Below are 19,423 nucleotides of genomic sequence, written 5' to 3' on the forward strand. Positions count from 1 at the left end.
ATCATAATAAGCAATATCATCAATGTGATAGCTGGCGATCCTTGAACTCAACCGGATCATGCTTATATTGGAAAACAAAGATAAACACCACGAGCAGAACCAGAGTATAAGCGGCGAAAGATAACCAAATACTGTTCCAGTCCTTCACTCCCGCCACTGTAAAGTAATCGACCACATGCCCACTGGTAATCGCGCCAACATAAGCACCAACGCCATTAACCATCGTCATAAATAAGCCCTGTGCACTGCCCCTGATATTATGGTCCACCTCTTTTTCGACATAAATTGCGCCAGAAATATTAAAGAAGTCAAAAGCACAACCATAGACCACCATGGATAGCAACAATAGGACGATACCTGTCGCTGAGGGGTCACCATAGGCAAATAAGGTGAAGCGCAGTGTCCATGCAACCATACTGATCATCATCACGCGTTTAATACCAAAACGAGATAAGAAGAAGGGAATGGTCAGAATGAAAAAGACTTCGGCAATTTGGGCCATCGATAATAATATCGACGGATATTGCACCACCAAACTATCGTGATAAACCGGATTTTTGGCAAAATCATGTAAGAATGGGCTGCTAAATGTATGGCTAATTTGTAATGAAGCCCCGAGCAGCATGGCAAATAGGAAGAAAATCGCCATCTTCTTTTGCTTGAATAATACGAAGGCATCCAGCCCTAACATATTCACCCACGAACGGTCTTTTTTAACATTTGAGGTCGGGCAGCTCGGTAATGAAAGTGCATATATCGCCAGAACCAGCGCAGCACCTGATGCAATATAGAGCTGAATATTACTCAATTCGAATCCGGACAAGCTAATCGTCCACATGGCGAAAATAAAACCCACGGTGCCAAAAACACGCACCGGCGGAAAGTCCTTAATGGTATCCAGCCCCGCTTTTTCTAAACAGATATAAGAGATCGTATTAGCTAATGCAATCGTCGGCATATAAACCATCGCATTAAATAGCATCACAAAGAACATAATATTAGGATCTGAAATATTAGCCGCGATGACTAATGCAACAGCACCCAATAAGTGGCAACCGGCATAGAGAATATTGGCCTTAATCCAGCGGTCAGCAATAATGCCAACAATACTGGGCATCAAAATACAAGCGATCCCTTTCGCGCCATAAACCAGCCCCACCTGTGTGCCGGTAAAATTCAGCGTATTCATCATGTAGGCACCCAAGGTCACCAGCCAGGCACCCCAGATAAAGAACTGGAGGAAGAACATCACTTTAAGCCGTTTTTTTATTATCATTTTTATTCTCCGTGATACAAATGTGTCGAGGGAGTCTTTTTTGCTTATTAAGTCTGTAGGGTACTTCCCTCTTCAGAGATATTCTCTCCGAACCTGGCAATACGGGGTTACCACGGCAAGCCAAGAGCGGAGAATATAGATTTTGTCGATCAGCGCGGCGCTTTGCTTTTCAAGAAAGCTTCAATCAGTTTGGTGAAATTAACCGAGGCCAATTTTGCACATTTTAAGGTTTGCTCATGAGACAGAACCACATCAGAAAGACCTTCAGCCAAATTGGTAATAGCCGTTAATGCGATAACTCTCAAACCACAATGGGCCGCAGAGAGCACTTCTGGCACCACGGACATTCCCACCACATCACCACCGATAATTTGCATCATGCGAATTTCAGCTGGAGTTTCAAAACAAGGGCCAGGGTAAGAGACAAATACACCTTCGGTCAGTGGGATATCGAGCTGTTGAGCAATATTGGCCATATCGGCACGCAGATCTTTATCGTAGGCATTGGCCAGACTAAAGAAACGTGGGCCGAAGCGATCGTCATTAGGCCCGACCAATGGTGTTCCCGGCATGGTGTTAATATGATCTTTTAGCATCACGACTGAACCCGGTAATACTTCTGGGCGTAATGAGCCGGCGGCATTCGTGCAGAATAGGAATTCACACCCCATTAATTTAAATGTGCGCACCGGGTGGGTCATGATACTCATGCCTTTGCCTTCGTAGAAATGACCACGGCCTTTCATGCACATAACAGGAACACCAAACAGATGACCTAAAACAAGTTCACCGGCATGGCCATGTACCGAACTGACTGGAAAACCGGGAATATCGGCATAGCTAATGGTCGTTTCATGGGTAATTTGCGCCACCAGATCACCCAATCCTGAGCCAAGAATAAATGCCACCTGCGGCTTAAAACCGGGCTTTATTTTCTGAATAACCTCAACGGCCTGAAATGGCAATTCACTGCAATCGGCATTAATAGCTGAATTTACTGTTGTCATAATAAAAACCCTTAATTATTTTAATTGTCAGATAGCTCAAACAGCCAACACACCTGTAAGGTGAAAGATGACGGGTACAATTCATCATAGGTAGTGGGTTATGACACCACCAATACTAAAATTCCGATTATCCATACTGAAAAGGTAATGGTTCAACCTGTGTTTCCACGCAATTATCGTCGATCACAAGAGGGTAATAGGGATGCACATGACAACAAAAATAGTTAAAGCACATTTGCAGATGCTAGGATTTACCGTACTCCTTGGCGGCTCCTTTATTGCCAGCGCAACCATTAGTAATGCGTTGCCCCCAATGGTTATCACATGGATGCGCTATGCTATTGCCAGCCTGCTTTTTATTGTGTTGTTAGTGGGGCAAGGATTACTGAGATTACCCCATTATCGTGATTTAGGCCGTTACACTCTGATTAGCCTGCCGCCGCTGCTCTATTTTGCCTGTATGATATTTTCACTTCAGACTACCAGCGCATTAAATTCGAGTGCGCTATACACCACCGTGCCGTTAATGAGCATGATATTGAGTTTGCTGTTGCTCAATTCAAAATCGACCTGGCCGGTGTTGACGGCACTATTACTGGGCATTTCAGGTGCGCTGTTAATTATATTTAAAGGTGATTTGTCGCAGGTTTTACAATTGTCGCTGATGCCATCTGATTACCTATTTCTATTGGGTTGTGTCGGGATGGCGCTAAATCCCATCGTGGTGAAGAAACTGCATCGCGGGGAGAAAGCACTGGTGTTGACAGGCTGGAGCTTAATTTGCGCCACGTTATTACTGACTGCCGTCGTCGCTTATCAGTTGCCGGATATAGAGTGGCGTAATATCAGCCTAATTACCTGGAGTGGTGTTCTCTATCTTGCCACCTTTGCCACTGCATTAAGTTTCTTTCTGTTCCAAAAAGCCTGCATTGTATTATCGCCCGCTAAAGTCTCAGGCTATGTGTATCTCATTCCGCTGTCAGTTATTGCAACCAGTAGGCTGCTAGGCCAGGAAATTCATTGGCAAGAGATTGCTGGCGGCGCGTTACTAGTCATTATCGCGATGGCTATTTTAGTTAAGGCCAAGTGATATTAATTCATCCCGTGGGCTTAGAATAACGCCAGTAATCGGTCTAGTGCTTGAGTGGTGCTGCCGGGGTGGTAAACAGCAAAGAGATCAGCGGAGAGAGACTCTTGCAGCGGAATAAACTTAATATTCGGCCATGGGATCTCCTGCATACTTTCAGGTACTAAAGCGATACCCAAGTTGCTGTTTACAAAAGCCAGTTGTGTCTGCGGCTCATCAAATTGGTAAATGCCCTGTGGTTTACAACCCGCGCTGAGGCAGCTGTTATAGAGGTTCTTAGAGTAGCCAGAGTTAGTAAAAGTGAGGAATATTAGTGTTTGGCCCGAGAGATCCTTCAGCGATAACACTTCGCTTTCAGCCAACTCACTCTCATATGACACCGCGACGGCGACCCGCTGTTTTTCTACTCGCTGATAAACCAGCGCCGGATTCTGCTCCAGATCAGCACAGCGCCAGAACCCAATATCGAGTTTTTTATTTAATAGCGCCTCATACTGTTTGCTGGGTGGAAATTCATGTAGCGACCAGGTGGTATTAGGATTAAGCGTTTTGAAATTTTTGAATTTCTCTAATAACTGATGCCAAAGGGCGGAACCAATAATGCCAATATTCAGGTGGCTCTGTTCGTGGCGAGCAATATAGGATACGCGGCTAAGCGAATTTTCTATATTCTCAAAAACCTCTTTCATCTCAGCTTGCATCATTTCACCGGCCAGGGTGAGCACCACATTACGGCTATCCCGGATCAATAAAGGGAAACCTAACGCCTCTTCCAGCTCTTTAATTTGTAAACTTAGCGGCGGTTGGGAGATATGCAGGCGTTCAGCGGCTTTTCCGAAGTGCAGTTCTTCTGACACCGCCAAGAAATAGCGAATCATTTTCAGATTGATACGACCGGAAAAAAGAAGTTTCTGCATACCCTATATCCAATTATTTTAGTGCGTTAGCTAAATACATGTTTGGATAGTAGCATCATCTGATTATTCAACGGCTAAAAAACCCCGATACAGAGTCAAAGTTGCAGGTTAGCGCAGCTACCTCCTGCAACTTCTCCTGCAACTTAAAAGACAAAGATTAAGCCGTCGTTGTTGGCAACTCAATATGACTCTCCGCTAACGAGCCCATATTGTTGTACATCGCACAGGCCGCATCGACCAAATGCATGGCGAGTGCCGCACCACTGCCCTCACCCAGGCGCATCCCCATCTGCAAATAGGGCTCCAGTTGCAGGTGATTCAGGGCGATCACCGCGCCTTTTTCTGCCGACATATGTGATGGGATCAGGTATTCGCGCACACCAGGGGCGATACGGCAAGCCGCCAACGCCGAGGCATAAGAGAGGAAACCATCCAGCACCACCGGTAATCCCGCCGCCGCCGCACCCAGCATCACGCCGGTCATACCCACCAGATCAAAGCCGCCAACTTTTGCCAGTACATCAATGCCATCACTGGCATCCGGCTGATTAGTTTCGATGGCGCGGCGCACCACCGCCACTTTATGATGCAGTTGCTCACTGGGAAAATTCGCCCCGATACCCACCACCGACTCAGGGTCACTGTCGGTAAACACGCTAACCATCGCCGCAGCTGGCGTGGTGTTCGCCATACCCAGCTCACCGACACCAAACACTTTCACCCCATCAGCGGCTTGTTGTAGTGTCAGCGCGGCGCTGGCGAACAATAAATCTTCTGCCTGTTGGCGGGTCATCGCCGCTTCGCGAGCAATATTGCCACTGCCACGGGCCACTTTCATATCCACCACACCGGGGAGTGTCTCGCTGTCGATACCCACGTCGACAATCTTCACCTCCACACCCGCATTGGCCGCCAACACACAAACTCCGGTCACGCCCCTCACCATATTCAGCGCCTGAACCATAGTGACCACGCGGGGTGAGATAGCCACACCTTCGTGGTAGACACCGTGATCAGCGGCCATCACAATAATTTGCTTGCGGCAGACTTGATGCCCATATAACCCGCGCATCCCTGCCAGTTGGATAGCCAATAACTCCAGACGGCCCAGACTACCGGGTGGCTTAAGCAAGCCATCCAACCGCACTTTGGCGCGGGCCATCGCTTTACTGTCTAACGGTGGAATTCTCGCCAGAATCGATGAAAGTGTCTGCATCTCTTTAACCTCGTGTCGCAGGCTGCCAAACAGCCCGACTGTTAAATGCACGCAGCGTGACAAACCCTTCATGGATCTCCAGCACGCTGTATGCCCCCTGTTCAAAATGAAAGTGCCACATGGCCGCTGCGGGCATCAGTAGCAGACGTGCCAACATCAGGCTTAATACCCCCTGATGGGCGACCAATAGCCGATTATTGTCGTTATTTTGGACTGATTTTAGTTGCTCAACGGCCCCTTCGATGCGGGCCAAAAAGTGTGGGAAAGACTCCCCTCCGGTGGGGCTGGCCTGTTGCCAATCGGCCACCCATGCCGCCCAGGCATCGGGATCTTCACGTTGTAAATCATGGTGATGGCGCATTTCCCAATCACCGAAGTTCATCTCATTCAGTTGGTCGTCGATAGTGACGTTAATATCCTGCCCCGCCAGCACGATATCGGCGGTATGGCGCGCGCGTAGCAATTGGCTGCTTACGGCGTGGGTAAAATCAACCTCCGCCAGCCACCCGGCGAGCTGCCCGGCCTGCTCTACGCCCTGTGGAGTCAGCAGCAAATCGGTCAGGCCGCAAAAAACACCGCGTAAATTGGCCTCGGTTTGCCCGTGGCGTACCAGAAAGAGTCGCATCGTATGGCCCAATATTGAGGGTTCAGAAAGTGGTGCTGTCACAATAGCGCCAGTAAAAAGAGCAGTTCGCCCACTTCGGCAGCAGCCCCCAGCGTGTCACCAGTCTGCCCGCCCAAGCGACGGCGCAGATAGGTCGCCAGCAGCCAAACTACTGCCATGGTGATCATCAGCGCCAGCACCGCCGCCCCTTTACCGAGCAACAGCGTCAAAATCATGCCGCCCGCCAGGGTGATGGCCGTTTGTCTGCCAGTGACTTTACCAATGTAAATGTTGCCCAGCCCATTGCCTGCACGAGCATAGCGCTGGCGGTACATCAGCAGCACAATAACCGTGCGACCCGCAACCGAGGCAGCGGTCAGCATGGCAAGCATCGGCACATCACGCAGCGCCAGCTCGCTCACCACCAGCACTTTTGCCACCACCATAAAGATCAGCGCCAACCCGCCATTGGTGCCGAGGCGGCTGTCGCGCATGATCTCCAACATCTGCTCGCGTTTACGGGCGGAAAACACCCCATCACAGGTATCTGCCAGCCCATCCAGATGAAAAGCGCCGGTGATCAGTGCCAGGGCCAACACATAGCCCAGTGCCGCCAAGGGCACGCCACACCAGGGGGCCAGCAAGGTAAAGACCACGGCACCGACCACCCCAACAATCAAGCCAATCAGTGGGAAGCCGACAATACCGCGTTCGTATTGATCCATTGCCAGCCCTTGTGTCCAGCGCTCAGGCACCGGAATGCGGGTCATAAACTGCAAGGTGGCGAGAAATAGCCGCAGGCTCATTTAATTTTGACCTCAATACCAGAAACCACTAAAAACACCTCGTCAGCCGCTGCCGCCAGTCGTTGATTGACCCGCCCCGCGATATCGCGAAAATGGCGCGCGAGGCGGTTTTCCGGCACGATCCCCATGCCCAGCTCATTGGTGACCAGATAAATTGGCGCTGAACTGCGGGCGCAGGCGGCCAGCAGATCGGTAATCTGTTGCTGGATCCCCACCTCCAACTGGGTAAAATCCATCTGTTCAGGTGGCGTGTCGCCCGCCTGTTCAAATAGCAGATTGGTGATGAGCGTGGTGATGCACTCCAGCACCACCGCCTCACCCCCAGCCACTTGCTGCTCCAGTACCGCGCCGAGATCCCGATACCCTTCCCAAGTGCGCCAGTGTGCCGGACGCGTGGCACGGTGGAGCGCAACCCGCTCGGCCATTTCTGTGTCAGTCACCACCGAGGTGGCGATGTAAAATACCCGATCGCGCGCCTGTGCCGCCAATCGTTCAGCCAGCGAACTCTTGCCGCTGCGCGCACCGCCGGTAATCAAAATCACTGTGCGCTCTCCTGTTGATGTGCTGCCATTAACTGATAAATACTTTTTATATCAATATGCTGGCGCATTTGTGCCGCCAAAATATCAAACTGTTGTTGCTTATGCTCCGCATAATTGACACTCACACCATCAAACGCCGCCAGCCCTTTACGTTGCCGCAACTTATCCAGCAGGGCGCGGGTAAAGTGGTGGCTGTCGAACAGGCCATGGATATAACTACCCAGCACATTGCCGTCACTGTTCACCGCCCCATCGACCCACTGCTCCGCCTGCCCGTTACGTAATGTCAGGCGGGCAAAAGGGGTGGCATCAGCCCCCAATTGGGAAACTCCCATATGGATCTCATAGCCCTCCAGTGGGTGCTCCGCGCAGCTTGCCAGTATCCCCGGCAGTGCCGCCAAACAATGACCGCTGACCCGTGTGGTGATTTTGTCCGGCGCGAATTGGGTCTCTACGTCCAGCAAACCGAGGCCATCCATCTGCTCAAGGCCCGACTCCACGCCATCGACAATGCGCTTACCCAACATCTGATAACCGCCACAGATCCCAATCACCGGCACCTGCCGCTGATGCTGCGCCAGCAGTGCTGCCGCCAGCCCGCTATGATGCAGCCACTGCAAATCACCCAACGTATTTTTGCTGCCAGGCAGGATGACCAAGTCCGGCTGGCCCAACGCGGAGAGCTGCGAAACATAGCGCAAGCGCACATCCGGCTGAGCCGCCAGGGCATTAAAATCGGTAAAATTAGCAATGTGTGGCAGGCGGATCACCGCAATATCCAGCGCCTTTTCTGTTGCATCGTCATATTTGCCATTTTGCAGCGCCACGCCATCTTCATCTTCCAAATCAATATCCAGCCACGGCATCACCCCCAAAACAGGGACACCCGTCAGGGCTTCAATCTGCTCCAAACCGGGCTTAAGCAGCGCAATATCACCACGGAATTTATTGATGATAACCCCTTTGACCCGCGCTTTTTCGTGGGGATACAGCAACGCCAGCGTGCCATAAATAGAGGCGAATACGCCACCGCGATCAATATCTGCCACCAATAAAACCGGCGCACCCGCCATCGCCGCCATGCCCATATTGACGATATCGCGGTCGCGCAGATTAATCTCCGCGGGGCTGCCGGCCCCCTCCAGCACCATCACCTCATATTCAGCGGCCAGACTGTGGTAGACCTCGCCTATCTGCTGCTGCAACTGCGGCTTGTACTGGTGATACTCCACCGCGTCCATATTACAGGCCACTTTGCCCATCAACACCACCTGCGCCTTGCGGTCACTGGTGGGTTTTAGCAGCACCGGATTCATGCGCACATCTGGGGCGATACCCGCGGCTTCGGCCTGAAAAATCTGCGCCCGCCCCATCTCTTCGCCTTGCGGCGTAATGCCCGAATTCAGCGCCATATTCTGCGATTTAAAGGGGGCGCAACGATAACCATCCTGCATAAAAATGCGACATAGCCCCGCCACTAACACACTTTTGCCGACGTCAGATGCCGTGCCTTGCACCATTATCGATAATTTCGTCACCGATAAACTCATCGCGTCTCCTCCGTTTCACGCTGACGCATCAACGCAAAAAGTTGTTCTTCGGTTTTGCACAGCGGCAATCCTAGCTCAGTGTGCATTTTGACCAGCCACGGCTGAACCAGCCCGGCGGCTTGCAGTTTCTCCTGTTGCAGGAACACCTCGGTGGTTTCACCAGCCATCATCAGGTGCCCATGAGATAGGACATACAGGTAGTCACAAACCTTATAAATCAGGTCGATATCATGGCTGGATAGAATAACCCGTTTTCCTTCCGCCACAATGCGCTCAATGATAGTAATCATGTGCTGGCGGCCTGCGGGATCGAGTCCCGCAGTCGGTTCGTCCAGCAGCAGATACTCCGCTTCCATCACCAAGGCACCGGCAATGGCCACCCGTTTTTTCTGCCCATGACTTAGGTGCTGGATCGATTTATGGCGAAAAACCTGCGCATCGACCAGGGTCAGCGCCCGATCAACCCGCTCAGCAATAATCGCCTCTGGCATCCCCAGATTGCGCAAGCTGAAAGCAATATCGCTGTCGATATCGGTATAAAAGATCTGCTGTTCCGGGTCTTGAAACACCGTGGTTACCCGCTGACGTAGCGCGCGTAACGAAGCTTTTTTATAGCTAAGCGGCTCATCTTGCCACAACACCGCCCCCTGCTGCGGTTGCAGAATGCCGGTCAGATTCATAAATAGCGTGGATTTGCCGCAACCATTGGCCCCCAAGACACCGGTAACCGCGTGTTGGCTGAAATCCAGTGTCAGATCATGCAGCACCTGCTCATCCTGATAGCTGAAACATAACTGCTGGGTGGCTAACATCACATCCTGCCTTACAGGTGAAAATCACCCTGATAGAGTTTAATATCCAGCGAGATGACCATTTGTTGATAGCGAATCATCACGCGGGTAAATAGCATACCAACCAGCATTGCCAGCGAGCGGTAACCGGTGGGCAATGAGATATAGCCAAATCTCAGTGACTGCGCCTGATGAATCGCCGCCGCCTCCTCGATCAAAATAAAGATAAAGCGCCATGTCAGCAGGATCTGCTCGGTGAGCAGACGGGGGGCATGACAGCGTTTCAGTAGTTGAATCAGCTGCGGAAATGGCGTATTGAGCACAAACCAGAAGGTGGCTGCCAGGGCCGCCAGACTGCGCCACAATGTTTGATTGGCGGTGGCGAGGCCAATTTTATCGATGCCGAACCACCAGTTGCCCATTTGTACCCCCCACCACAAACTCTCCGGCTGACGGGCCAGCGATAACACTATGGTCACCAGCCCCACCAACAAAAAAGAGAGCGGAATAGCCAGCCAGCGCAAATAGCGGCGCGGGCCAACCCGCAGCAAATAACAGGTCAGCGCGGCGATAAACAGCAGCAGCAGCGCCTGATATCTCGGCGGGCTAAGCATGGCGAGCAGCAGGAATACCCCATACAGCAGCAGTTTTCCCATCGGGTCAGCCTGTCGCCAGCGGCTCTGATAACTTAACTTATCAATCCCCAGCATACTCACCGCGTTTCCCCCGGTAGTAGCCCAAGATATAGAAAATCACCGCCGCACCCATGGAGCCTTGCAGGGTAAAGAGTAAGCTTTCGATTTCGCCACTGGCCGGTTCATACAGCGGCGTGAACCACGGCTTGTAGTGTGGCGCGGTGACCTGAATCAAGGTTTCAGCCTCGCCATCTGAGCCGCCATATTCGCCGCCGTGATTGATAAAGAACGGCAATATCACCAGTGCTATCACCATCGCCAGCAAGATAAGGGTCTTTTTCATGTTAGTGAGTCTCCGCGTGGATCAACTGGCGTTTGGTTAATTGGTCGTAAATCATCACGGTCAACAATCCTTCCGCAATCGCAATCGGGATCTGGGTAATGCAGAACACCCCCATAAATTTGATAATCGAGCCGCTGACACCAAATTGCGGGTCTGGGAAGGCTAATCCAAGCTGGACCGAGGTGATAAAGTAGGTGGTTAAGTCGGCGAGCATGGCGCACAGGAACACCCCAACATCACGGCGTAACCCCGCTTTACAGGCCAGTTTCCAGACCAGATAACCCACGACCGGCCCAATCACTGCCATCGACATGCCATTTGCGCCCAAGGTGGTCAGCCCACCGTGCGCCAATAGCAGCGCCTGAAACAGCAGCACAATCGCCCCTAATACCGCCACCACCACTGGCCCGAACAGGATAACCGCCAGCCCGACCCCCGTGGGATGAGAGCAACTGCCGGTCACCGACGGAATTTTCAGCGCGGACAGTACGAAAATAAAGGCACCACACAGTGCCAGTAACACTTTTTGATTACTGTCTTCAGCCACAATCTGCTTTAAGCGCACCAGCCCCATAAACAGGCACGGCAGGAATAGCACCCACCAGGCCAGTGCCCACATCGGCGGCAAAAAACCTTCCATAATGTGCATCGCAAAAACATCATTTGGGGCAATAGTCAGCAGGATAGCCATCGCTAATCCCGTGAATGACAATTTTTTTAGTTGTTTTTCCATTTCCTACTCCCTTAAAGAGCTTTTAATTCAAAAACTTAATTCACCCGTTGCTTAATTAACTCGTTGCTGCTTATTCACTAAAATGGTCGAGAAATAGGGCAATGGCTGGTCAGCGGCAATAGTATCCAACTGACGCCAACACAGCTCCCCCGGTAGTGAGGCTTCCGACATCAACAGCGCATGGGGGAAGAGTTCCAGGCGGGCCAACAGCGCCTGAATGCGGGCGAAGCGGCCATAAACTTTCATCAACACCACGCAATCGTGATCGCGCAATGCCCGCTCCAGCTCCGCTTCCGGCGCGGTACAAGACACAATCGCCAGCGACTGTTGCTCCATCGCCAACGGCAAGGCCGCGCGGGATGCAATGGCGGCAAAGGAGGTCACGCCCGGAACAATCTCCAACCAATCAGGGCGGCCAATGCGTTCCAGCAAAAATACCCAGGTGCTAAATAGCATCGAGTCGCCGAGGGTGATAAAGCCGACCTGACGCCCATTGGCGACTTCGGTTTGCAACTGTTGCGCCACCTCATCCCACACCGCCTGCTTTTCACTGTCATCGGCACTCATCGGGAAGTGGCAGGTGCGAATTTCAGTGGTGGGCGACAAATATTCGCGCACAATAGAGAGTGCCAGGCTGTCGCCGCCTTTGCGCCCTGCCGGGGCATAGAGCACATCGAGTTTGGCGATCAGTCGTGCGGCTCGCACCGTGATCAAATCACTGGCACCGGGGCCGACACCTAAGGCATAAAGTCTGCCGCTCATTACGCTGCCTCCTGTTGTTTTTGTTGTAGGGCGCGGTCCAGATGCTCCACGAACATTTGGCGAATCAATGGGTTTTCACCTAATCCTTGCAGCCATGATTGAGTGCTGATACCGGCCGCTTCCAGTTGTGAGCGCCATGAGTCCGGCTCGTCAGAGGCCATGTCGTTGATGGCGTGATCCCCGGCTACCAGCATCAGTGGCATCAAGTGCACTTTGCGCACCCCCTGCTGCTGTAGGCGGCTGATGATATGGCTTATCTCCGGGTAGCTTTCGACCGCGCCGACCAGCGCGGGGAAGTTTAGCGAGGTCATTAAGTGATCAAGGCAGGCATAGGCTGAGAAGGCGAAATGGCTGGCACCGTGACCCATAAATACCACCCGTTCATCCGCCGCCAGTGGTGGCATCTGCGCTTGCAGCGCAACCAGCAACTGTTGGTAATCAGCAAAGCTGCTCAGCAGCGGCGTACCCAGCACCAGATGGTGGAAAAGGTCGCTGAAGGCGCGCACTTCATTGGCGACTTTTTCATATTCATCGCCGTTGATCACATGCAGTGATTGGATGGCGACATCCTGATAGCCCAACTCTGCCAGCTGTTTCAGCGCTTCACGCGGGTTATTGATCAGCAGGCCATCGCGTTTGCGTAGCTTGCGAATGATCATCTCCGAGGTAAAGGCGCGGAAAATATCGCGGTCACTGTAAGCCGCAGCTAACTGCTGCTCGCAGGCATCAATATTCTTCTGGCGGGTCTGTTCGTAACTGGTGCCAAAACTGATCACTAACAGTGCTTTTTTCATTTTATGCTCCTCGTTGTTCTTGCCAGTGGATCAGCTGTTGGGTCAACTCATCTAATGAAGTCACTTGCTGCCCAATATGGCCCAAGCGCACAGCGGGCGGGCGGCACACCACAATGCAGGGGATATTCAGTGCCAGGCAGGGGGCCACTTTCTCCTGATAGCCCCCCTGCGCACCAGACTCCTTGGTGATAACCACATCCGGCTGGCAAAACTCATACAGCGCCTGATTGAATTGCGCACTAAATGGCCCGCGCAACGCGATAATATTGTCCACCCCCAGCCCCAGCGCTTCGCACTGACTCAGCACCTCGGCGGTGGGCAGCACACGCGCTAGCACTGTTTTACCTGTCAGCCGGCGCTGATACTCCGCCAGTTGTTTGCTGCCGGTGGTGAGCAGCACCCGTGGCCCCAGCGTCTGGGCCACTGCACAGGCCGCGCTTAAACTATCGACTTTGTGCAGCAGTGGATGATTGATCGCGTCAATCTCACTCGGGCGCTGATAGAGAGTCATCGGCACATTCGACTGTGCGCAGGCGGTGACCACATTGTCACTGAGCAGCTCGGCGTAAGGGTGCGAGGCATCAATCACCCAGCGCACTGCACGGGCGGTCAGAAAAGCGGCCATCGCCACCGCATCCATGCGCCCGACCAACACTTCACCGCGAATATCACCCGCCAGTTGCTTGCCCGCATCAGTGGCGACCGACAGGCTATAGCGCTCGCCTGCGCCATCGAGCAGTTGGCAAATAAGCCGCGCATCACTGGTGCCGCCAAACAGGTGGATTGGTGGATGGCTGTTCGTCATAACCCATGGCCTATCACAGTGAATGCCCGGTCATAATGAGTAGCCCCTAGGGGTGATCATCAGCCCGTTGCGGCAATAGGTGGCCTGATTACCAACAATCACCAAACTGGTCATGTCCACTGGCTCAAAATCCATCTCACTCAAGGTGGTTAGCCATTTATCCTGCTTTTTACGCCCGGCCGCTTTCACCACCCCCACTGGCGTTGTGGCTTTTTTCCACGGCTGCATTAACTCAAAGGCGCGCGCCAAATGCCCTTCGCGGCCACGGCTGCGGGGGTTGTAGAAGCAGATCACAAAATCGGCCTGTGCGGCGGCGATAATGCGTTTTTCAATCACCGCCCATGGGGTCATCAAATCACTCAGGCTGATATGACAAAAGTCATGCATCAGTGGCGCGCCAAGCAGTGAAGCCGCCGCAATACTGGCGGTGATCCCCGCCACCAACCGCACTTCCAGCTCCAACTGCTGTTGCGTAACCAACTCCAGCACCAGCCCCGCCATACCATAAATACCGGCATCGCCGCTGCTGATCAGTGCCACCTTATGGCCCGCTAGCGCCAGATCGATAGCCGCCTGGCAGCGCTCAATCTCTTTGCACATGCCGGTTTTGATCACCTGCTTATCCATGGTCATCGACTTGACCAGATGGGTGTAGGTCTTATAACCGACGATAATTTCAGCTTCCTGGATAGCCGCAATGGCCTCCTGCGTCATCATCGATTCACTGCCCGGCCCGATGCCAATCACGGTTAACATTAATGCGATACTCCCAGAGTGATGGTGACGCCCTGCTGACGCAGAGTATTGCCAACCAATTTACCGTCGCTCATTAGCCAGGCGACGGGTTGTGAAACGCTGCCGACCCCCACCGTTTGGCGGACAAATTCAGAAGCAGGGAAACGTTGTTCATGGCGGCTCAGTTCGCCGACGCTGAACAGTTCGAATGGCACACGCCAGCACTGCGCGAGCTGATGGAGCGCCGGTTCATCTTTTTTGATGGTGACACTGCCAATGGCCCGTAGCGCCATGAGATCAAAGTGATTTTCTGCCATTTGCTGTTGCAGCAGTTCCACCAGCGTTTGCAGCGAGGTGGCACGGCGGCAACCGATACCCGCCACCACGCGGCGCGGCACCAGTTTGTAGACCGGCAGAGAGAGCTGTTGCCCGGCCAAGAGCGGCAGGCTGTCGCGCAGGGTGATGCACACCAGGGCATCCAGTGGCGGTAAATCGTCCAGCGAGTCAACGGGGAGAAAACCTCGGGTGTCGCAGCGCGTCCGTTCAGCCAGCAGCGGCGTGTCCCACCACAGCCCCACTTTTTGGCTGCTAACCAGCATTTGATTGACCACTTTGACCGCGTGGCGAAAATCCTGCATTTCGGCATCCAGCTGGTTTGCGAGGGTGTCCAGCGCTGCCATTTCGTTGACGTCTGTGGCGGTGGTAATCACCGGGTCCGCCCCCAAAATGCCCGCCAGATAGCGGGTTAGCGTATTCGCACCGCCGACGTGGCCCGATAGCAAGCTGATGACGTGCTGCCCGCGCTCATCAATCACCACTACCGCAGGATCGGTCATTTTGTCATTCACCAATGGCGCAACGACCCGCACCGTCAGGCCAATGGCCCCGACCACCACCAGCGCCGAGTACTGCTTAAACGCCTCGCGCATTGTCTCGCCAAAACTGCCATTGAACGGCAGGAAGCCCGGCTCCAGCAGCTTGTCACTGGTAAAACAGCTCAGCGGTAAATGGGTTTGCAAGCGCCGCGCCAGCCGCACTCCACCGGGGGTCAGGCAAAATACCGCGATCGATTCAGGCTTGACGGTATTCATGGCTAAACCCCGCGTCATAAAGTTTGGAGTAGTGGTACTCATCCCCCAGGAAGGCCCCTACCAAAATCAGCGCGGTTTTATTGATTGCAGCGGCACGCACCAACTCGGCGATATCTGTCAGGGTGCCGCGCACGGTGCGGCTTTCAGCCCAAGTGGCTTTGTACACCACCGCGACCGGGGTGGTGGCGGGATAGCCGCCGGCAATTAAGCGCTCGGCGACACTACCCACTTCCTGTACCGAGAGGAAAATAGCCATCGACGTTTGATGCACAGCGAAGGCTTCCAACTGCTCCAGCGGCGGCATTGGCGTGCGCCCCTCGATGCGGGTAATAATCAGGCTCTGCGCCACTTCCGGTACTGTGTACTCCACCCCCAGTTGTGCCGCTGCGCCGAGGAAGGCACTGACCCCCGGCACCGACACAAAACCAATGCCATGTTCAGCCAAGACTTCACCCTGCTCACGAATCGAGCCATACAGTGAGAGGTCACCGGTTTGTAGCCGCACCACCAATTTGCCCGCCTGCACCCCCTCCACCATCAGAGTGATGATCTGTGCCAGATTGAGGCCCGCACTGTCGTGGCACTCTGCCTGTGGCGAGCAATACTCCAGCAGCTCGGTATTGATCAGCGATCCAGCATAGATGACCACCTGCGCCTGTTGCAGCAAGCGGTAGCCTTTTAGCGTGATCAGCTCTTTGTCACCCGGCCCGGCCCCGACAAACCAGACTTTTTGCGTATCCCATGTTGATGCGGTATTAGGATGCTCAGACATTGCGCGCCTCCTTGTGGCAGGAAATAAGATAAGTAGGATTATTAGGTTTAAAATAGTGTCCGCTGCCCAGAGGCGTCAGGCTGGCGAGTTGCAACTGCACGCAATCCAACTGGCTAACCGCACAGCTCTGTAAGTGGCTCAATGCATCATTCAGGTTGTTGAGCAGAATAAAGGTCAATACCAAACGCCCATCGGGGTTGAGCATCATCAGCGCCCAGTCGATAAGCGCGGTCAAGTGGCCGCCGCTGCCGCCGATAAAAATGGCATCGGCGCTATCTGGCAGAGGCATTGGGGCCACGCCGGCGATGATCTCAACATTGCAGCACCCCAGCCGCTGGCGGTTTTCATAAATCAGCTCAAGTGCCGCCGGATTGCGCTCAATGGCTGTCACCCGTAAATCGGGGAAGCGCAGTGCCGCTTCCAGCGCCACACTGCCGGTTCCCGCGCCGACATCAATCAGGTGAGCGGCAGTGGTCAGTTCCAGCCGTTCCAGCGCCAGTGCGCGTACCGCCTCTTTAGTCATCGGGACGCTTTGCCCACGAAAAAAAATCTCATCTCTCATTGAGGATCACCACCACATTCATGTCGTAACGGGCCGCCACTTGATCCACCGACAGGCGGTGAATACGTTCGTTGGGCTGGGAGAGGTTTTCACCAATAATCAGGCTGCGGACGAGGCCGCGTTGTTGCAGCGCATCGGCTATGGCGCGCGGGCCGATAATAGCGTCGGTCACCATCGCCACTTTGTCGTGCTGGAATATCCAGTCAAAATCTGGCTCTCGCCCATGGCTGCTGGTGAGGAACAGGTCATTCATATCCAGCGCCACTTTGGCGCACAGATATTGAATGGCACTAATGCCGGGGACGATATGCAGTTGGTCGGCGCTGAAGTTGGCCGCCAGCAATTTGCCAATGCCGAACAGCAGCGGATCACCTGAGGCCAGCACCACAATGGCGCGCTGTTTATTGCTATCCAGCCACTCCAGCAGACCCAGCAGATCGGCATCCAGCACGCGGGTTTCGCGGCCATGACCGCTGAAGGTCGCCAGATGGCGTCTGCCGCCCACCAGCACTTCGGCCTGATCGATGGCCCGCAGCGCACTTGGGGTCAGATGTTTGGTATCACCAGGGCCAATACCCACCACGGTAATCATCGTAGCGCCTCTAGGATCTCATCCAGTGGTCGGCTGCTACCCAGCACCTGATTATCGAAAGAGAATAAAATGGCGTCGCACTGTGGCGGATTTACCGAAAAACGCATCATCTCGGCGATTCTTTCACAAATGCGTTCAGCAATGCGGCTGTAGACCCCCTGCCAGCCCTGCGCTGCAATCAGCTCCATGGCGGCCTCGGTGGTATCGCACTGATTAACCTCAACTAACAGCGTATGGGGTGCGCCCATCAGCGCCAGATTGGCCACCAGTGTTTCCATGCGCCCATCGGCAATATGGCTATGGGTGTGGAAGATACCGGCGGCGACTTTAACCAATTTGCCGGGATGCCCCACCAGCAGCACGCGGCGAAAACCCAGCCGCACACACTCTTGCAACATGTAGCCGACAAAGTTGCTCATGGTGACCACCCGCTGGCTATCCAGGCCCAGATGCTCGCGGACAAAGCGCTCGCCGTGGTTACCCGGCACCAGAATCACCCGCTCTTCTCCCGCTGCCCGCTTCATCTCCAGCTCCAGCGCTAGTGAGCGTTTCCAGCTCTCCTCCGACATTGGCGTCACAATGCCGGTGGTGCCGATGATGGAGATGCCGCCAAGGATCCCCAGCCGTCCGTTGTAGGTTTTCTTCGCCCGCGCCTCTCCCTCCGGCGCAAAAATCTCAACTGTCGCGCCGCGCAATGGGCCGATAACCTCGCGCACCGCTGCCTCGATGGTCTGACGGGGGGTGCGATTAATGGCGCAGCTACCCACCGGCAGGCCAATGCCTTTGCGGGTGACCGTGCCCACCCCTTCGCCGCCGCGCAGGGTGATTTCACTCTGTTCGGTGAGGGTCACACGGGCGAAAATCAGCATACCGTGGGTGGCATCGACATCATCACCGCCATCTTTGCGGATTGCCGCCGTGGCTTGCTGACCCTCAATCAGTGGTTGTTCGACATTCAGACTCAAGGTGATGCCGGAAGGGGTGACAATGGAAATCTGATCAATCACTTGCTGGCGCAACACCATTAGCGCCGCCACTTTCGCCGCCGCAGTAGCACAGGAGCCGGTGGTGTAGCCCTTGCGATACGCCTTGCCATTATGCCAAATGCTATCCAATGGCTGATTTTGCCGCTCTTGATTGTCACTCAGGGCAACATCACTCATAGCGCCCCCCGCAGCTGGTAGAGGATGGCATTGATGATGGCGGCTGCCACATTACTGCCGCCTTTGCGTCCCAGTGCCGCGATGCAGGGCAGGTCACTTGCCGCCAGGGCATCTTTGGATTCAGCCGCGCCGACAAAACCGACCGGCACGCCAATCACCGCCACCGGGGTTGCTTGCCGCTCCAGCAGGCGGAACAGCGCCGTGGGTGCATTGCCGAACACAAACAGTTTTTCGCCCGTTTCCGCCAGCGCCACATCCACTGCCGCCATCGAGCGGGTTATGCCCTGTCGCGGCGCACTTTCTACCACCCGAGGATCACTGATATAGCAGCGGCATTCACAGCCCATCTGCTTGAGTAACGTTTTATTGATGCCGGACATCGCCATGGTGGTGTCGGTGTAGAGGGTGCAGCCCCGTTGGATGCCCGCTGTAATGTGGCTCAGCACCTGTGGCGAGAAGTGCAGAATATCCAGCCAGTCAAAATCGGCCGTGGTATGGATAACCCGTTTGATCACCGCTTCATGCATCTCACTGGCAAAGTGATAATCAGGCCGCTGCTCAGCAATGATATCGCCGATAATCACAAAACTGTTTTGCTCGATCTGTTGCGGGTTTTTTATATAATTCATCAGGTTATCCT

23 protein-coding genes are annotated in these 19,423 nt (G+C 53.9%); 1 reads left to right on the plus strand and 22 read right to left on the minus strand.

Features of this window, described 5'->3' with window-relative positions:
• Positions 1-19 precede the first annotated feature (19 nt).
• Positions 20-1,276, minus strand: coding sequence for a nucleoside permease (locus AACW11_RS14220; protein ID WP_212584535.1), 1,257 nt, complete (start codon positions 1,274-1,276; stop codon positions 20-22).
• Positions 1,277-1,425: 149 nt separating this feature from the next.
• Positions 1,426-2,283, minus strand: a complete 858-nt coding sequence (xapA, locus tag AACW11_RS14225) for a xanthosine phosphorylase (RefSeq protein ID WP_212584536.1) — start codon at positions 2,281-2,283, stop codon at positions 1,426-1,428.
• Between the two features lie 241 nt (positions 2,284-2,524).
• Here xapA and AACW11_RS14230 point away from each other — a divergent pair, with 241 nt between their 5' ends.
• On the plus strand, positions 2,525-3,373 hold the full coding sequence (locus tag AACW11_RS14230; RefSeq protein WP_212584598.1) for a DMT family transporter: 849 nt from the start codon (positions 2,525-2,527) through the stop codon (positions 3,371-3,373).
• Positions 3,374-3,393: 20 nt separating this feature from the next.
• Here the strand turns inward: AACW11_RS14230 and AACW11_RS14235 are convergent, their stop codons facing one another.
• The 20 genes from AACW11_RS14235 to AACW11_RS14330 all read right to left on the minus strand — a co-directional run bounded on the left by AACW11_RS14235 (position 3,394) and on the right by AACW11_RS14330 (position 19,412).
• Positions 3,394-4,287: a LysR family transcriptional regulator gene (locus AACW11_RS14235; protein ID WP_212584537.1), complete on the minus strand. Its 894-nt coding sequence runs from the start codon at positions 4,285-4,287 to the stop codon at positions 3,394-3,396.
• A gap of 157 nt (positions 4,288-4,444) precedes the next feature.
• Positions 4,445-5,503, minus strand: coding sequence for a nicotinate-nucleotide--dimethylbenzimidazole phosphoribosyltransferase (gene cobT / locus AACW11_RS14240; protein WP_212584538.1), 1,059 nt, complete (start codon positions 5,501-5,503; stop codon positions 4,445-4,447).
• A 4-nt stretch (positions 5,504-5,507) separates the two neighbouring features.
• Positions 5,508-6,128, minus strand: coding sequence for an adenosylcobalamin/alpha-ribazole phosphatase (locus AACW11_RS14245; RefSeq protein WP_212584599.1), 621 nt, complete (start codon positions 6,126-6,128; stop codon positions 5,508-5,510).
• 38 nt (positions 6,129-6,166) lie between these two features.
• Positions 6,167-6,913, minus strand: coding sequence for an adenosylcobinamide-GDP ribazoletransferase (cobS, locus tag AACW11_RS14250; protein WP_212584539.1), 747 nt, complete (start codon positions 6,911-6,913; stop codon positions 6,167-6,169).
• A complete protein-coding gene (cobU, locus tag AACW11_RS14255) occupies positions 6,910-7,455 on the minus strand; it encodes a bifunctional adenosylcobinamide kinase/adenosylcobinamide-phosphate guanylyltransferase (RefSeq protein WP_212584540.1) in 546 nt (181 codons plus the stop codon). Before cobU ends, cobS begins: the two co-directional genes overlap by 4 nt.
• Positions 7,452-9,005 (minus strand): cobyric acid synthase, encoded by a 1,554-nt coding sequence (locus AACW11_RS14260; protein ID WP_249192734.1) that lies wholly within the window; start codon positions 9,003-9,005, stop codon positions 7,452-7,454. The genes cobU and AACW11_RS14260 overlap by 4 nt, the downstream gene beginning before the upstream one ends.
• Positions 9,002-9,817, minus strand: coding sequence for an ATP-binding cassette domain-containing protein (locus AACW11_RS14265; RefSeq protein WP_212584601.1), 816 nt, complete (start codon positions 9,815-9,817; stop codon positions 9,002-9,004). The genes AACW11_RS14260 and AACW11_RS14265 overlap by 4 nt, the downstream gene beginning before the upstream one ends.
• Before the next feature lie 11 nt (positions 9,818-9,828).
• Positions 9,829-10,506 carry an energy-coupling factor ABC transporter transmembrane protein gene (locus tag AACW11_RS14270; protein ID WP_212584541.1) on the minus strand — a complete coding sequence of 226 codons (678 nt, stop codon included), beginning with the start codon at positions 10,504-10,506 and terminating at the stop codon, positions 9,829-9,831.
• On the minus strand, positions 10,493-10,774 hold the full coding sequence (locus AACW11_RS14275) for an energy-coupling factor ABC transporter substrate-binding protein (protein ID WP_212584542.1): 282 nt from the start codon (positions 10,772-10,774) through the stop codon (positions 10,493-10,495). The genes AACW11_RS14270 and AACW11_RS14275 overlap by 14 nt, the downstream gene beginning before the upstream one ends.
• Before the next feature lies 1 nt (position 10,775).
• A complete protein-coding gene (gene cbiM / locus AACW11_RS14280; RefSeq protein WP_212584543.1) occupies positions 10,776-11,507 on the minus strand; it encodes a cobalt ECF transporter S component CbiM in 732 nt (243 codons plus the stop codon).
• Positions 11,508-11,558: 51 nt separating this feature from the next.
• Positions 11,559-12,269: a cobalt-factor II C(20)-methyltransferase gene (locus AACW11_RS14285; RefSeq protein WP_212584544.1), complete on the minus strand. Its 711-nt coding sequence runs from the start codon at positions 12,267-12,269 to the stop codon at positions 11,559-11,561.
• A complete protein-coding gene (gene cbiK / locus AACW11_RS14290; protein WP_212584545.1) occupies positions 12,269-13,063 on the minus strand; it encodes a sirohydrochlorin cobaltochelatase in 795 nt (264 codons plus the stop codon). The genes AACW11_RS14285 and cbiK overlap by 1 nt, the downstream gene beginning before the upstream one ends.
• A 1-nt stretch (position 13,064) precedes the next feature.
• Positions 13,065-13,868, minus strand: coding sequence for a cobalt-precorrin-6A reductase (locus AACW11_RS14295; protein WP_212584546.1), 804 nt, complete (start codon positions 13,866-13,868; stop codon positions 13,065-13,067).
• Between the two features lie 30 nt (positions 13,869-13,898).
• Positions 13,899-14,624, minus strand: a complete 726-nt coding sequence (locus AACW11_RS14300) for a precorrin-3B C(17)-methyltransferase (RefSeq protein WP_212584547.1) — start codon at positions 14,622-14,624, stop codon at positions 13,899-13,901.
• The gene (cbiG, locus tag AACW11_RS14305) at positions 14,624-15,694 is read right to left on the minus strand and encodes a cobalt-precorrin 5A hydrolase (protein WP_212584602.1); all 1,071 of its coding nucleotides are present in this window, start codon (positions 15,692-15,694) and stop codon (positions 14,624-14,626) included. Before cbiG ends, AACW11_RS14300 begins: the two co-directional genes overlap by 1 nt.
• Complete coding sequence (locus AACW11_RS14310; protein ID WP_212584548.1) at positions 15,675-16,466, minus strand: cobalt-precorrin-4 methyltransferase; 792 nt, start codon at positions 16,464-16,466, stop codon at positions 15,675-15,677. Before AACW11_RS14310 ends, cbiG begins: the two co-directional genes overlap by 20 nt.
• Positions 16,459-17,028, minus strand: coding sequence for a decarboxylating cobalt-precorrin-6B (C(15))-methyltransferase (locus AACW11_RS14315; protein ID WP_212584549.1), 570 nt, complete (start codon positions 17,026-17,028; stop codon positions 16,459-16,461). Before AACW11_RS14315 ends, AACW11_RS14310 begins: the two co-directional genes overlap by 8 nt.
• Positions 17,018-17,620 carry a cobalt-precorrin-7 (C(5))-methyltransferase gene (locus AACW11_RS14320; protein ID WP_212584550.1) on the minus strand — a complete coding sequence of 201 codons (603 nt, stop codon included), beginning with the start codon at positions 17,618-17,620 and terminating at the stop codon, positions 17,018-17,020. The genes AACW11_RS14315 and AACW11_RS14320 overlap by 11 nt, the downstream gene beginning before the upstream one ends.
• Positions 17,617-18,783 (minus strand): cobalt-precorrin-5B (C(1))-methyltransferase CbiD, encoded by a 1,167-nt coding sequence (gene cbiD / locus AACW11_RS14325; protein WP_212584551.1) that lies wholly within the window; start codon positions 18,781-18,783, stop codon positions 17,617-17,619. Before cbiD ends, AACW11_RS14320 begins: the two co-directional genes overlap by 4 nt.
• On the minus strand, positions 18,780-19,412 hold the full coding sequence (locus AACW11_RS14330; RefSeq protein WP_212584552.1) for a cobalt-precorrin-8 methylmutase: 633 nt from the start codon (positions 19,410-19,412) through the stop codon (positions 18,780-18,782). The genes cbiD and AACW11_RS14330 overlap by 4 nt, the downstream gene beginning before the upstream one ends.
• Positions 19,413-19,423: the final 11 nt, after the last annotated feature.

The organism is Yersinia sp. Marseille-Q3913, assembly GCF_963892745.1.
Taxonomy (GTDB): domain Bacteria; phylum Pseudomonadota; class Gammaproteobacteria; order Enterobacterales; family Enterobacteriaceae; genus Yersinia; species Yersinia bercovieri.